The organism is Pinisolibacter sp., assembly GCF_036782435.1.
Taxonomy (GTDB): domain Bacteria; phylum Pseudomonadota; class Alphaproteobacteria; order Rhizobiales; family Ancalomicrobiaceae; genus CALBKH01.
The window spans coordinates 98,041-112,304 of sequence record NZ_DAIPZB010000005.1; the positions used below are offsets into that span (position 1 = coordinate 98,041).

Below are 14,264 nucleotides of genomic sequence, written 5' to 3' on the forward strand. Positions count from 1 at the left end.
CGTCAATGCGTCACGGCGGTCGCGCCGGTGAACCACAACAGCGCCGAGAGCGAGAAGAACGACGCCACCGTCGCCATCACCAGGGCGGCGGCGCAGATGCGCTCGCGCCCGTAGGGCCGGCCGAGGAGGGCGTAGATCGTCAGCATCGGCGAGGCGGTGATGACCAGCAGCGACAGGCGCAGGTCCGCCGACGCGAGCGGCAGGACGGCGAGCCCGCCCAAGGTGACGAGCGGGTGGAGAAGCAATTTGGCCGAGACCGGCAGCAGCGCTTCCTTCGCCACGTCGCCGACACCGCCGCCGGCGAGCGCGCCGCCGATGACGAAGAGCGCCGTGGCGCCCGACGCCGCCGCCAACATGCCGATCGGCTTGGCCAACACCGCCGGCAGGCCGACGCCGCTCGCCGACACGATCATGCCGACGACGATCGCCAGGATCATCGGGTTCTTCGCCAGCCGTCCCGCGACGAGTGCGGCGACCCGGGCGATCGGCGTCCCGGCGTGCGCCTCCGATTCCGCCACCGCCAGGGCGAGCGGGATGGTGACGACGTTCTCCACCGTCATGGCGAGGGCGAGCGCCGTCGCCGCCGTCGTCGGGCCGACCACCAACGAGGCGACGGGGAAGCCGACGAAGCCGCTGTTGGGCGACGCCGCGCCGAGGGCGTGGACGGCGCTCGCCGCCGGGCCGCGCTTCAGCCCGAAGCGCGCCACGGCGTAGACGAAACCGAAGACCACCAGCGAGGCGGCGGCGTAGACGAGGAGAAAACGGACGTCGATCACCTCGCGCAAGGGCCGTGTGGAGAGCGCATGGACGATCAGCGCCGGCAGGGCGAAGCGCACCACGAAGGTGCCGAGCGAGCGGACGTCGTCCGGTCCGATCACCCGGAAGCGGGTGGCGGCGTAGCCGAGCAGGATCAGCAGGAAGATCGGCGTGGTGATGCCGAGGACGGCGATCATGCGGGTTCATCCATCCGACGAATCCAGGGAAGCGGGCGGCGGCGGCGAAGCATGCGCCGTCGCCGTGGCGAATGACATCACGATCTTGCTCCGCGCGCCGAGCCGATTCCGGTGCGACGAACCGACGAACCGACGAACCGACGAACCGACGGGCCGGGCTTCCGCGCCCTCGACCCGCGCGACGACGGTGGCGTATCCTGTCGCCACGCAGGCACAGGAGGCGGACGATGACGAACCTCGTGCTCGAACGACCGTTCCATCGCTGGGCCGAGATGACCAGCCATCGGCTGTGGCTCCTCGAGGAGGCCGGCCGCATCCTCTCGTTCTTCGAGCGCCACGCCCGCGATCCCGCCGGCGGCTTCTTCGAACTCGACGCGGTCGGGCGGCCGCTCGAGGCCGAGTGCTTCCTCGGCGGGGTACCGACCCGCGCCCTGCACCTGACGGCGCGCGCCGTCCACGGCTTCGCCATCGCTCATCTCATGGGGCGCCCGGGGGCCGAGGACCTCGTCGACCACGGCATGGACTTCCTGTGGAACGGCCATCGCGATCCCGCGCACGGCGGCTACATGTGGGCGATCGGCGCCGACGGACCGACGAACGACACCAAACAGGCCTATGGCCACGCCCACGTGCTGCTCGCGGCGGCGAGCGCCAAGGTGATCGGTCATCCGGATGCCGACAGGCTGCTCGAGGACGTCGCCATGGTCCTCTACGAGCGCTTCTGGGAGGAGGCGAAAGGGGCGGTCGCCGAGGAGTTCGGCCGCGACTGGACGCCGATGGGCGGCTATCGCGGCCAGAACTCCAACATGCATCTGACCGAAGCAGCGATGGCGGCCTACGAGGCGACCGGCGAACGCGACTTCCTGGTGATGGCCGAGCGCATCGCCGAGCGGATCGTTCATCGCAACGCCGAGGCCGCCGGCTGGCACGTCGCCGAGCATTTCGACGAGACCTGGGCGTTCGATCGCGATTACGACGGCGATCCGATGTTCCGCCCCTACGGCACGACGCCCGGCCACGGACTCGAATGGACGCGACTGCTGCTGCAGCTGTGGGAGCTGAAGGGCCGACCGGACGACTGGACGGCGGAAGCGGCGCGGCGGCTCTTCCGCCGCACCGTCGCCGACGGCTGGGACGCCGAGAAGGGCGGCTTCTACTACACCCTCGATTGGGACGGGAGCCCGCGCATCCGCGATCGCTACTGGTGGCCCTGTTGTGAGGGGATCGCCGCCGCCGCCTTCCTCGGCGCCATCGACGGCGACGCCTATCACGAGAGCTGGTATCGCCGGATCTGGGGTTTCACCGCCGCCCGGTTCATCGATCCCGAAAAGGGGGGCTGGTTCCCGCAGATCGACGACGATCTGAAGCCGAACACCTTCCCGTTCTTCGGCAAGCCCGACATGTACCACTCGCTCCAGGCCTGCCTGATCCCGCTCCTGCCGACGAGCGGTTCCGTCACCCGCGGACTGGCGACCGTCGGCATCCGATTGTGACCGGGAGCCGGAGCCCCGGCTGTCCGATGCGTTCCGCGGGTCGCACCTTCCCTTCTCCCCTTGCGGGAGAAGGTGGCCCGTAGGGTCGGATGAGGGGGATGGGCCTTTCGAAACGGCAGAAATTCTCGGGTTCTTCCTCTGGCGCGCTCACGCGCGCGTTCCTTCATCCGCGCTTCGGGCACCTCCTCCCGCAAGGGGAGGAGGGGGCCGTGCCGTGTCCGGGAACGGACGAATTCACCCGATGAGGCGGGCGAGTGCCGCGTCGAGATCCTCGCGGCGGAACGGCTTCATCAGGATCGGCAGATCGATCGGCGCGGCGCCGACGTAGCCGGTCGTCACCAGCACCGGCAGATCGGGGCGGATCGCGCGCAGTGCCGCGGCGAGGGCGACGCCGTCCATGCCGTTCTGCAGAGCGAGGTCGGTGAGCACCACATCGAAGGTCGGATCGGCGGTGAAACGGGCGATCGCCTCGGCGCCCGACGTCACCGCCCGCGCCACATGACCGGAGGTCGCCAGAAGATCGAGGACCGCGTCGCGGACCCGGGCATCGTCCTCGACCACGAGGATGCGCAACGGCCGGCAGGTTGCCGCCGCCCGCACCGCGATCGGGGCGGGAGAGGCGGCCGGGGCGGCGTCCGCCGCGGGCAGGTCGATGGTGACGGTGGTGCCCACCCCCGGCGTCGAGGCGACGTCGATGCGGCCGCCGGACTGGCGGACGAAGCCGTAGACCATCGAGAGCCCGAGACCGCTGCCGGCGCCGGCCGGTTTGGTGGTGAAGAAGGGCTCGAAGATGCGGGCGAGCGTCGCCGCGTCCATGCCGGCGCCATCGTCGGCGATCTCGATCCGCACCATCCCGTCGGGCGCATGGCCCGCGGAGACGGTGATCCGGCCGCGTTCGCCGACGGCGTCGCGAGCGTTGAAGACGAGGTTGATCAGGGCGTTCTCGATCTGCCCGGGGTCGACCAGGGCGAAGGGCGGCGCGCCGTCGTCGGACCGCGCCTCGAGGACGATGCCGCCGCCGAGGCTGGCGGCGACGAGATCGAGCAGCGCGGCGATCAGCTCGGAGACGTCGGTCGCCACCGGCGCCAGCATCTGGCGCCGGCCGAAGGCGAGGAGATGGTCGACCATTGCCGCGCCGTTCTCCGCCGCCGCGAGCGCCCGGAGCGCTCGCGCCCGGGTCGGCGTGTCGGGTTCGGCGTCGTCGTGGATCAGCTGCACGTTGGTGGCGACGGCGGTCAAGAGGTTGTTGAAGTCGTGGGCGATGCCGCCGGTCAGCCGGCCGATCGCCTCGAGCCGTTCGGCGTGGCGCAGCCGGCTCTCGATCTCGGCGCGTTCGCGCGCCTGTTCCTTGAACACGTCGAAGGCGCGGGCGAGGGCGCCGATCTCGTCGGGTCGGCCGCGACCCGGCGCGCTCACCGCGGTGTCGCCGCCGGCGAGCCGCCGCATCGCCTCGGCGATGCCGAGGAGATCGGCGACGACGCCGCGCAGGAAGGCGTTGGCGAAGCCGAAGGCGACGATCAGCCCGAGCGCGCCGACGAGACCGGCGGCGATCTTGCCGAGGCGCAGGTCGGCGGCCGTCGCCTCGGCGCGGGCGCTGTCGGAGCGTTCCACCAGCGAGGCGTAGTCCTTGACGAGGCGGCTCATCACCGTGGCGGCGACGTCGGTGGCGGCGAGCAGGAAGCGCTGACGCGGATCGGCATAGACCCGGTCGCCGGGCGCGCCGCCGCCGAGGCTCGCCTCGCCATGCGTCGCCGCCGCCGCTTCGCGCTCGCGCGTCGCGATCGCCTCCTCGGTCACCGCGAAGAGATGGCGCAGGATTCCGTCGAGCCGGTCGGCGAGGCGGACGATGGTCGGATCGAGGGTCGGCAGCGCCGGCCGGTCGACCGGCACCGGCAGCGCCGCCGCCAGCGCCGCGATCTCCTCGAGCCGACCTTCGAGCGCGCGTTCGGCGACATCGAGGGTCGGCCGATCGCGGATCTCGGTGACGGCGTGGGCGAAGGCGGAGAGGCTCGAGGCGCTCTCGGCGAGCGTCAACACCCGGCGGACGTCGGCGAGCGCGTCGGTGCGGGTCTTGCCCAGGGAGCGCTCCAGCCGGTCGAGCCCGATCCAGGCGAGGGTCTCGGCGATCAGGATCACGCCGATCACCCCGGCCGCCATCAGCATCAACCGGCGGCGCAAGCCGCGTTTCGCCCTCATGCCCGTCCGCTGTCGCCTCCGCGGCGGGACGACGCGCGTCCCGCCGGGGTCGATCCTAGTCGCCGCGCGGCACCAGCGCCACGCCGTCCTCGCGGAAGGTGGCGAAGGCGCTCGTCCCCGGCGGCACCGGCGTCTCGGAGGTCGGATCGACGACGAAGAGCTCGCCGACCGAACTGTCGAGGACGTATTCGAGGTGGGAGCCGAGGTAGGTGGCCTTGCGCACCGTCACCGGAAGCGACGCGGGGCCACCCTCGGCGGTCAGCCGGATCGCCTGCGGCCGGACGCCGACGGTGACCGCGTCGCCGCGGCTGCCGGGGTCGGGGAGTTCGACCGTCGCCTCGCCGAAGGTGACTGTGGCGCGGCCTTCGGCGCGGCGGACGATGGTGCCGTCGAGGAGGTTGGAGATGCCCATGAAGTCGGCGACGAAGCGGGAGTTCGGCCGGCGATAGAGATCGGCCGGCGTGCCTTCCTGGGCGATCACCGCACGGTTCATGACGATGATCCGGTCCGAGACGGCGAGCGCCTCCTCCTGATCGTGGGTGACGTAGACCGAGGTCAGTCCCAGCTTCAGCTGCAATTCGCGGATGTCGTCGCGCATCTTGCGGCGCAGCTTGGCGTCGAGGTTGGAGAGCGGCTCGTCGAACAGCAGCACCTCGGGTTCCAGCACCAGAGCACGAGCGACGGCGACGCGTTGCTGCTGGCCGCCCGAGAGCTCGCTCGGCAGGCGGTTCTCGAAGCCGTCGAGGCCGACCATGGCGAGGCCCTCCATCGCCTGCGCCTCGCGTTGTGCCTTGGGCACGCCGGAGACCTCGAGGCCGAAGGCGACGTTGTCGAGGACGTTCATGTGGGGGAAGAGCGCGTAGCTCTGGAACACCATGGTGACGTCGCGGTCGGTCGCCGGCAGCAGCGTCACGTCGCGGCCGCCGATGAGGATGGTGCCCTCGGTCGGCGCCTCGAGGCCGGCGATCATCCGTAGCGTCGTCGTCTTGCCGCAGCCCGACGGCCCGAGCAGGGTGACGAGCGTCCCCGGCTCGACCTTGAACGAGATGTCGTCGACGGCGGCCACCGTCCCGTAGCGGCGGCTCACCGAGCGGAACTCGACACCGCCGACCTTCTTGCCGGATCCGATCATGCGGCGACCTCCCGAGGACGTGCGGTTGGAGTGTGGCTCGTCGGCCGGGCGATGCGCCGTTCGCCGACCGCCCACTGGATGACGATGATGGCGAGGCCCATCAGCACGACGAGCACCGAAGAGTAGGCGATGGCGAGGCCGAAGTCGCCGATCTCGACGCGCCCGACGATGTAGGACGTCGCCATGTCGTGGCGGGCCGAGACGAGGAAGATGACGGCGCTGACCGAGGTGATGGCGCGGACGAAGGAGTAGACCAGCGCCGCGACGATCGCCGGCCTGAGCAGCGGCAGGATCACCCGGCGGATGGTCTGGGCGCTGTTGGCGCCGAGCGTCAGGGCACATTCGTCGAGGTTGCGGTCGAGCTGGCTCATCGAGGCGACGCCGGCGCGGATGGCGACCGGCATGTTGCGGAAGACGAAGCAGACGACGAGGATCGCCGCGGTGCCCGTCAGTTCCACCGGCGGCTGGTTGAAGGCGAGGATGTAGGCGACGCCGATGACCGTACCGGGGATGGCGAAGCTCAGCATCGTCATGAACTCGAAGGCGGCGCGGCCGGCGAAGCGCTGGCGCACCAGCAGATAGGCGGTGAGCAGGCCCATCGCCGCGGTGAGCGGCGCCGCGACCGCCGAGACCTCGAGGGTGGTGAAGAGCGAGTTCCACGCCCGCCCGGTCCACACCAGCCCGTGCTTGCCCCATTCGAGGCCGAAGTCGGTGATGTAGTGGCGCAGCGTGAAGGCGTTGTTGCGGCCCCAGTTCTCGACGAAGCCGCCGTAGAGGATGAGCCCGTAGAGCAGGAAGGTGAAGGCGGCCCAGGGCAGCGCCGTGGCGTAGACCGCCCGCTTCAACCACACCGGCAGTTCGGCCGGCGTGCCGGCGAAGCCCTTGCCGCCGACGGTGGTGTAGGAGGCCGTGCCGACCCAACGGTGCTGGACCAGGAAGGCGCCGACGCACAGCGCCAGGAGCACGATGCCGAGCGCCGCGGCGCGGCCGGGATCGTTCTGGGCGCCGACCACGGCGTAGAAGATCTTGGTCGAGAGCACCTCGTAGCCGCCGCCCATGACCAGCGGATTGCCGAAATCGGCGAGGCTCTCGATGAAGCCGACGAGGAAGGCGTTGGCGAGGCCGGGCCGCATCAGCGGCCAGGTCACCCGCCGGAACGTCTGCCAGCGGCCGGCGCGCAGCGTCTGCGCCGCTTCTTCCATCGACGGAGCGATGCCCTGGACGACGCCGATCAGCACCAGGAAGGCGATCGGCGTGAAGGCCAGCGACTGGGTGAGCAGGATGCCCGGCAGACCGTAGATCCAGCGCGTCGCGGTCAGCCCGAAATTGTCAGCGAGGAACAGGGTCACCGTGCCGTTGCGGCCGAAGAGCAGGATCACCGCGAGGCCGATGACGAAGGGCGGGGTGATGATCGGCAGCACCGACAAGAGGCGCAGCAGACGCTGGTAGGGGAACTTGGTGCGGGTGGCGACGAGCGCGAAGGCGAGGCCGAGCACCGTGGTGATGACGCCGCACAGCGTGCCGAGTACCACCGAATTCCACACCACGCCGCAGCGGGTGTCGCCGAAGACGCAGCCGAGCGACCAGATGTCCCGCGCGGTGAGACGATGGGCGAGCGCCATCGGGCCGCTGAGTCCGTCGTCGGGCAGCATCGCCTGGGAGAAGACCGTCGACACCGGCCAGAACACGAAGAGCGCGATCGAGGCGATCAGGAAGCCGATCGCCCCGGTGGTGAAGCGGTCGCCCTTCATGGCGCCGCGCGCCGCCAGCCCGAGCGTCAGGAAGAACAGGAAGGCCAGCGCCGTGGCGGCGGCGCCGAAGCCCATGCCGGCCTGACCGTGGGCGAGCGGGCCGAAGAGATTGGCCAGGAACGGCCACGACCAGCCCCGCAAGCCGATCGCCGAGCCTTGCGCCATCATCCAGACGAGACCGCCGATGCCGGCGGCGATCAGCGCCGCACCGACGTGGCGCGAGCGGGTGAGGACGAAGGGGATCGGCAACGCCAGGAACAGACCGAGCGGCAGCAGCCACGGCGCGTCGTCGAGCCCGGCGAGGAGGCCGGAGGGCGGCCAATCGCCGAGGAGCGGCCGTGACCGCGACGAGGCGAAACCGTACCAGGGCGCGAGCGCCCAGCCGATCCAGCCGACGATCAGCCACAGGAGATGAGAGCGGAACATGGCGCCGTCTCCGAGCCCGTCACGAGGGGGAGAGAGGCCTCCCGGGGGACCCGGGAGGCGCGACGGTGATGTCCGCGGATCAGCGCAGGCTGCCGATCTCGTTGTCCCAACGCGCGAGCAGGCGCTTGCGCTCGGCCGCCGAGCCGAACTTCTTGAAGTCGTAGTCGATCAGCTTGACCTTCTCCAGCCGCGGCGCGTGGGGCGACAGCGGCGTGGCGACGTTGGCCTGCACCTGATAGCTCTTCGACTTGTCGGCGGTCTCCTGGGCCTTCGGAGTCAGGGCGAATTCATAGAATTTCTTGGCGGTCTCCGGGTTCGGGCCGCCCTTGATGATGCCCATCGAGCCGACTTCGTAGCCGGTGCCCTCGCACGGCGCGATCACCTTGACCGGGAAGCCGTTGACGCCCTGGGTGACGCCGTCGTGCATGAAGACGATGCCGATCGCCGTCTCGCCGCGGGCGGCGGCCACCGCCGGGGCGGCGCCCGACTTGGTGTACTGCGAGACGTTGCCGTGCATCTTCTTCATGAAGTCGAAGGCCGGGTTCTCGCCGAAGATCTGCACCAGCGTCGCCAGCGTGGCGTAGGCGGTGCCGGAGGAGTTCGGGTTGGCGATCTGGATCTCGCCCTTGAACTCCGGTTTCACCAGATCGGCCCAGCAGGCCGGCTCCTTGACGTTCTTCTTGGCCAGCACCTCGGTGTTGACGGCGAAGCCGAGGCCACCGGCGTAGATGCCGACGGCGCGATACTGCGCGTCCGCCGCCTGGCGCTGCGCCCACGGGTGCAGTTCGGAGAGCTTCGGCGACTTGTATTCGACGAGGAGCCCGTCTTCGGCGGCCTGCAGGAAGGCGTCACCGGTGCCGCCCCACCACACGTCGCCCTTGGGGTTGGAGCCTTCCGCCTTGACCTGGGCATAGGTCTCGCCGGCGCTCTTGCGCGTCATGGCGACCTGGATGCCGGTCTCCTTGGTGAAGGCGTTCATCATCGCCTGACACCATTCCTCCTGGACGCCGCAATAGACGACCAGTTCCTCGGCCTTCGCGGTGGCCGAGCCCATGGCGAGGGCGAAGAGGGCGGTGGCGGCGAGAGCGGTGCGGCGGGTGGCGAGCGACATGTTTTCCTCCATGCGATCCGCCGCCGTTTGTCGAAGGGTCGGACGCCCCGGTCGACGGTCGGATCTCTCGACGTAACTTCTTCCCCGTCCGGCGGGGCCGGGGGGCCGGCGGCAGTGTCCGTCGGTCGCGTGAACCGGGGATTTCGACGTCACGTCATCTCGCTGTAACATTGTTCACCGAACCGGCGCGATCGAGTGACGCCGGAGGGTCTCGGCGTCGACCGGATCGCAGCATCCGCGGCGCGAGGCCGAACGACGATCCGGCGGGCGAGGGGGCGCGCGGCGGAACGAGGGAGGAGAGGAGCGTGACGTCGTGTGTCGGTCATCCGACGCGGATCGCGGTCGTCGACGACGACGAGACGGTCCGCTGTTCGGTCTGTGATCTCGTCGCCTCGGAGGGCTTCGAGACCGTCGCCTGTCGCGACGCCGCCGGGCTCTTCGCGGCGCTGGCGAGCGGTCGCATCGACCTCGTCGTCCTCGACCTGCGCCTGCCCGATCGCGACGGCTTCTCGGTCGCCGCGACGATCCGCGCCTCCAGCGACGTGCCGATCATCATGGTCACCGGCCGCGGCGGCGATCTCGACCGTATCATGGGGCTGGAGATCGGCGCCGACGACTATGTGGTGAAGCCCTTCGTCGCGCGCGAACTGCTGGCCCGCATCAAAGCGGTGCTGCGCCGAACCGGGCGTGACGGCGCGGCGATCGCCCCGCCGCCGGTGCGTCACGGCTGGCGCTTCGTCGGCCACGAGATCGACCTCGATCGACGCCGCCTGACCACGCCGGACGGCGCGGCGGTATCGCTCACGGTGGCGGAATTCGATCTCCTGGTGGCACTGGTCGGGGCGGCGGGGCGGGTGCTGTCGCGCGATCATCTGCTCGACCTCACCCACCGCGCCGGCGGCGACGTCTTCGACCGCACCGTCGACGTGCTGATCCTGCGGCTCAGGCGCAAGATCGAGGCCGATCCGACCAACCCGCGCTTCATCCGCACCGAACGCGGCCACGGCTACGTCTTCGACGCACCGGTGGAGGCGATCGAGCCCGGGTGATCGGCGAGGGCTGTAAGGATCGCGGAATAAAATTTCCATTCGAGGACCCATCCGTTCTAAGCTCACGACAGGGCGCCACGTCCCGGGAGCGAATTGCGATGGATCGGAACGAAACGGCGCCGCGCGATTTCGAGAGCCTGAAGGCGCATCTCGTCGCGGCCCACGGCGGGTTGCCGAAGCGGCTGAAGCAGGCCGCGGACTTCGCTCTGCGCCACCCCGACGACGTCGCGCTCGGCACGGTGGCGGAAATCGCGGCTCGGGCCGACGTGCAGCCCTCGACCCTGGTGCGGCTCGCCCAGACCATCGGTTACGGCGGCTTCAGCGAGATGCAGCAGGTGTTCCTGGCGCGGCTCAAGGCCGGCTGGCCGGACTATCACAAACGCTTGGAAGCCTTGAAGACGGTGGGGCCGGAGCCTCATCCGGGCCTACATCTCCACGGTTTCTCGCAAGCGGCGATCGCCTCGATCGAGCGGCTCGGCGCGACCCTCGACCCGATCAGGCTCGAGGCGGCGGTCGACCTGCTCGCCGGCGCCGACACCATCCATCTGGTGGCGGCACGACGGGTCTTCCCCGTGGCCGCCTATCTCGCCTATGCCTTCGCCAAGATGGGGGTGCGCGCGACGCTGGTCGACAACGTCGGCGGGATGGGGGCCGAGCAGATCGCCGCGGCGCGACCGGGCGACGTCGTGCTGGCGGTGAGCTTCGCTCCCTACACGCAGTCGACGCTGGATCTGGCGGCGAACGCCGCCGCGGCCGGGATCCCTGTCGTGGCGATCACCGATTCCGCCTTCTCGCCGCTGATCGCATCGGCACGGGCGTGGCTCGAGGTGGCGGAAGCCGACTACGGCGCCTTCCGCTCGCTCGCCGCCACCTTCGCGCTCGCCATGGCGCTCGCCGTCTCGGTCGGCGAGAAGCGCGAAGGCGCGCAGGGCTGAGACGCGACGCGCCTCAGAGCCGCATCGGTTTCCCGGTCTTCCAAGACAGAGTCGCGGCGTCGGCGAGACGTTGGGCGGCGAGGCCGTCCTCGCCGGACGGCGAGGGGGCTTCGCCCTTCTCGACACAGTCGACGAAGGTGGCCAGTTCGGCGCGATAGGCCTCGGCGTAGCGTTCCAGGAAGAAGTGCTGCACCGGATCGGCGCAGAAGCCGTCGGCCGACGCCAGTTCGATCGTCGATTCGTGGACGTTGCCGGCGCGCAGCATGCCCTTAGAGCCGTGCACCTCGATGCGCTGGTCGTAGCCGTAGGTGGCGCGGCGCGAATTGGAGATCTGCACCAGCCGCCCGGCGGCGGTCTTCATCACCACCAGCGCCGTGTCGGCGTCGCCGGCGGCGCCGATCTCGGGATCGACCAGCGCCGAGCCGAGGGCGTGGACCTCGACCGGCTCGTCGTCGCCGAGGAGGAAGCGGGCCATGTCGAGATCGTGGATCATCATGTCGCGGAAGATGCCGCCGGAGGTGGCGACATAGCTCGCCGGCGGCGGTGCCGGATCGCGCGACAGGACGGTGACGATCTCGACCTCGCCGATCGCTCCTGCGGCGAGGCGGCGGCGCAGCGCCGCGAAATTCGGGTCGAAACGGCGGTTGAAGCCGATCATCAGCGGCACGCCGGCCGCCTTCACCACCTCGAGACAGGCGACGATGCGCTCGGCGGAGAGGTCGACCGGCTTCTCGCAGAAGATCGCCTTGCCGGCGCGCGCCGCCTTCTCGATGAGGTCGGCGTGGGTGGTGGTCGGCGTGCCGATGATCACCGCGTCGACGTCGGCCGACGCGATCGCCGCATCGATGTCGCGGACCTCCGCGCCGGTCGCCGCCGCCAGTTCCTCCGCCGAGGGACGGTGCGGATCGGCCACGGCGACGAGTTTCACGCCCGGCCGGGCGGCGACGTTGCGACCGTGGATCTTGCCGATACGGCCGGCACCGAGAACCGCGATTCTCATCTCTCGTCTCCCCGTCGAGGTCGATCGCGGCTCACGCGACTCGACCGATAGCGAACATCTGTTCCGAATTGACATCATCATAGAACGGAAGTTTCATGGCGACAACGATCGACACCGCCCGCGCCGGCCGAGTCGTCGCGACGTGATCGCGGCGCGAGACGCCGGGATCTCCGTGCGACTTTCCGCGAAACCTGCGGCGATCGAGCTTCGGGAGGACGCGAGATGGGCCAAGCGAGCGGAACCGAACCGCGCCTCGACGTCGTCACCATGGGGCGCTCGTCGGTCGATCTCTACGGGCAGCAGATCGGCGTGGCACTCGAGGACATCTCGAGCTTCACCAAGGCGGTCGGCGGCTGTCCCTCCAACATCGCCATCGGTGCGGCGCGGCTCGGGCTGAAATCGGCGGTGATCACCGGCGTCGGCGACGAGCAGATGGGCCGCTTCATCCGCGAACAGTTCGTGCGCGAGGGCGTCGACGTCACCGGCGTCAAAACCGACCCGACGCGGCTGACGGCGCTGGTTCTCCTGTCGGTGCGCGACCGCAAGACCTTCCCACTGATCTTCTACCGCGAGAACTGCGCCGACATGGCGCTGGAGCCGGCCGACATCGACGAGGCCTTCGTCGCCTCCGCCGCCGCGGTCTTGGTGACGGGCACGCATTTCTCGACGGCGAACACCGCCGCGGCGCAGATGCGGGCGATCGACATCGCCCGCGCCCACGGCCGCAAGGTGATCTTCGACATCGACTATCGCCCCAATCTCTGGGGGCTGGCCGGTCACGCCGCCGGCGAGGAGCGCTACATCCGCTCCGACGCGGTGACGGCGCATCTGGCGCCGGTGCTGGCGCTGTGCGACCTCGTCGTCGGCACCGAGGAGGAGCTGTTCATCGCCTCCGGCCGCACCGAGATCCTCGAAGCGCTGCGCGAGGTCCGCAGGCTCGCCCCCGCCGCCACCATCGTCTGCAAGCGCGGGCCGATGGGCTGCGTGGTGTTCCCGGGCGAGATCCCGGCGAGCCTCGACGAGGGTATCCGCGGCCCCGGCTTCCCGGTCGAGGTCTACAACGTCCTCGGCGCCGGCGACGCCTTCATGGCCGGCTTCCTGCGCGGCTGGCTGCGCGGCGAACCGCTCGAGACCTGCGCCACCTGGGCCAACGCCTGCGGCGCCTTCGCCGTGTCGCGGCTCCTGTGCTCGCCGGAGAACCCGACCTGGACCGAGCTGCAGCATTTCCTCGGCTATGGCAGCCGCCACCACGCTCTGCGCTTCGACGCGGCGCTGAACCACATCCACTGGGCGACGACGCGGCGGCCGCAGGCGGAGACGCTGATGGCCTTCGCCATCGACCACCGCGCCCAACTCGAGACGATGGCCGACGACCTCGGCGTCGATCGCGCCCGTATCGCCGACTTCAAGGTGTTGGCGGTGGAAGCCGCCGCCCGCATCGCCGCCGGCCGGCCCGGTTACGGTATCCTGCTCGACGGCACCCATGGCGCCGAAGCGCTGTTCCGCGCCACCGACCACGGTCTGTGGATCGGCCGGCCGGTCGAGGCGCCCGGCTCCCGCCCGCTCGACTTCGACCACATGGCGAGCCTCGGCGCCCATCTCGCCGACTGGCCGGTGCACCACACGGTGAAGTGCCTGTGCTTCTACCGCCCCGACGATCCGGACGAGCTGAAGGCGCGGCAGGAGCGCGAGTTGCTCCGCGTCCACGACGCGGTCCGCACCCTCGGCCGCGAGTTCCTGCTGGAGATCGTCGCCGGTGTGCACGGCCCCCTCGAACCCGACACCGTGCCGGCGGTGCTCGATCGGATCTACGATCTCGGCATCCATCCCGACTGGTGGAAGCTCGAGCCGCAGGCCGATCCGGCGGTGTGGCGGGCGATCGGCGAGGTGATCCGCCGCCACGATCCCTATTGCCGCGGCATCGTCCTCCTCGGCCTCGACGCGCCGGAGGCGGAGCTCGCAGCCGCCTTCGCCGCGGCGCGGGGCGAGCCGCTGGTCCGGGGCTTCGCCGTCGGTCGGACGATCTTCGCCGACGCCGCGCGCGCCTGGCTCGCCGGGCGCATCGACGACGCGGCGGCGGTCGCCGAGATGGCGGCGTGCTTCGAACGGTTGACCCGCGCCTGGAGCGGTTGCGCCCCACCGGGGTGAGGCGGACACTCACGACCGCCGGCCCGTTCCTCGTCGGAAGGCCCGTTCCGCTTCGCAAGGATGGACTCCC

At 70.4% G+C, this 14,264-nt stretch carries 10 protein-coding genes; 4 read left to right on the forward strand and 6 right to left on the reverse strand.

Going from position 1 to position 14,264, the window contains the following annotated elements:
• Positions 1-2: 2 nt before the first annotated feature.
• Positions 3-953, reverse strand: a complete 951-nt coding sequence (locus tag V7Q42_RS03580) for an AEC family transporter (RefSeq protein ID WP_333822514.1) — start codon at positions 951-953, stop codon at positions 3-5.
• A gap of 227 nt (positions 954-1,180) precedes the next feature.
• On the opposite strand from V7Q42_RS03580, the gene V7Q42_RS03585 reads away from it, so the two are divergent.
• On the forward strand, positions 1,181-2,446 hold the full coding sequence (locus V7Q42_RS03585; protein ID WP_333822515.1) for an AGE family epimerase/isomerase: 1,266 nt from the start codon (positions 1,181-1,183) through the stop codon (positions 2,444-2,446).
• Between the two features lie 234 nt (positions 2,447-2,680).
• On the opposite strand, the gene V7Q42_RS03590 is transcribed toward V7Q42_RS03585, so the two are convergent.
• The 4 genes from V7Q42_RS03590 to V7Q42_RS03605 all read right to left on the reverse strand — a co-directional run bounded on the left by V7Q42_RS03590 (position 2,681) and on the right by V7Q42_RS03605 (position 9,062).
• Complete coding sequence (locus tag V7Q42_RS03590) at positions 2,681-4,642, reverse strand: hybrid sensor histidine kinase/response regulator (protein ID WP_333822516.1); 1,962 nt, start codon at positions 4,640-4,642, stop codon at positions 2,681-2,683.
• Between the two features lie 55 nt (positions 4,643-4,697).
• Entirely contained in the window at positions 4,698-5,774 is a 1,077-nt protein-coding gene (locus V7Q42_RS03595; RefSeq protein ID WP_333822517.1) for an ABC transporter ATP-binding protein, read from the reverse strand.
• The gene (locus V7Q42_RS03600) at positions 5,771-7,951 is read right to left on the reverse strand and encodes an ABC transporter permease (RefSeq protein WP_333822518.1); all 2,181 of its coding nucleotides are present in this window, start codon (positions 7,949-7,951) and stop codon (positions 5,771-5,773) included. The genes V7Q42_RS03595 and V7Q42_RS03600 overlap by 4 nt, the downstream gene beginning before the upstream one ends.
• Before the next feature lie 79 nt (positions 7,952-8,030).
• Complete coding sequence (locus V7Q42_RS03605) at positions 8,031-9,062, reverse strand: ABC transporter substrate-binding protein (protein WP_333822519.1); 1,032 nt, start codon at positions 9,060-9,062, stop codon at positions 8,031-8,033.
• Between the two features lie 305 nt (positions 9,063-9,367).
• Here V7Q42_RS03605 and V7Q42_RS03610 point away from each other — a divergent pair, with 305 nt between their 5' ends.
• Both V7Q42_RS03610 and V7Q42_RS03615 read left to right on the forward strand, forming a co-directional pair.
• Positions 9,368-10,111: a response regulator transcription factor gene (locus tag V7Q42_RS03610; RefSeq protein WP_333822520.1), complete on the forward strand. Its 744-nt coding sequence runs from the start codon at positions 9,368-9,370 to the stop codon at positions 10,109-10,111.
• A 98-nt stretch (positions 10,112-10,209) separates the two neighbouring features.
• Positions 10,210-11,046, forward strand: a complete 837-nt coding sequence (locus V7Q42_RS03615) for a MurR/RpiR family transcriptional regulator (protein ID WP_333822522.1) — start codon at positions 10,210-10,212, stop codon at positions 11,044-11,046.
• 13 nt (positions 11,047-11,059) lie between these two features.
• Here V7Q42_RS03615 and iolG read toward each other — a convergent pair whose 3' ends face one another.
• Positions 11,060-12,046, reverse strand: coding sequence for an inositol 2-dehydrogenase (iolG, locus tag V7Q42_RS03620; protein WP_333822523.1), 987 nt, complete (start codon positions 12,044-12,046; stop codon positions 11,060-11,062).
• Positions 12,047-12,268: 222 nt separating this feature from the next.
• On the opposite strand from iolG, the gene V7Q42_RS03625 reads away from it, so the two are divergent.
• On the forward strand, positions 12,269-14,194 hold the full coding sequence (locus tag V7Q42_RS03625; RefSeq protein ID WP_333822524.1) for a bifunctional 5-dehydro-2-deoxygluconokinase/5-dehydro-2-deoxyphosphogluconate aldolase: 1,926 nt from the start codon (positions 12,269-12,271) through the stop codon (positions 14,192-14,194).
• Positions 14,195-14,264: the final 70 nt, after the last annotated feature.

Bases quoted from the DNA above. Each gene is read 5' to 3' on its own strand.
- V7Q42_RS03590 (WP_333822516.1), bottom strand. From the start codon at position 4,642: ATGAGGGCGAAACGCGGCTTGCGCCGCCGGTTGATGCTGATGGCGGCC.
- V7Q42_RS03595 (WP_333822517.1), bottom strand. From the start codon at position 5,774: ATGATCGGATCCGGCAAGAAGGTCGGCGGTGTCGAGTTCCGCTCGGTG.
- V7Q42_RS03580 (WP_333822514.1), bottom strand. From the start codon at position 953: ATGATCGCCGTCCTCGGCATCACCACGCCGATCTTCCTGCTGATCCTG.
- V7Q42_RS03615 (WP_333822522.1), top strand. From the start codon at position 10,210: ATGGATCGGAACGAAACGGCGCCGCGCGATTTCGAGAGCCTGAAGGCG.
- iolG (WP_333822523.1), bottom strand. From the start codon at position 12,046: ATGAGAATCGCGGTTCTCGGTGCCGGCCGTATCGGCAAGATCCACGGT.
- V7Q42_RS03600 (WP_333822518.1), bottom strand. From the start codon at position 7,951: ATGTTCCGCTCTCATCTCCTGTGGCTGATCGTCGGCTGGATCGGCTGG.
- V7Q42_RS03605 (WP_333822519.1), bottom strand. From the start codon at position 9,062: ATGTCGCTCGCCACCCGCCGCACCGCTCTCGCCGCCACCGCCCTCTTC.
- V7Q42_RS03625 (WP_333822524.1), top strand. From the start codon at position 12,269: ATGGGCCAAGCGAGCGGAACCGAACCGCGCCTCGACGTCGTCACCATG.
- V7Q42_RS03585 (WP_333822515.1), top strand. From the start codon at position 1,181: ATGACGAACCTCGTGCTCGAACGACCGTTCCATCGCTGGGCCGAGATG.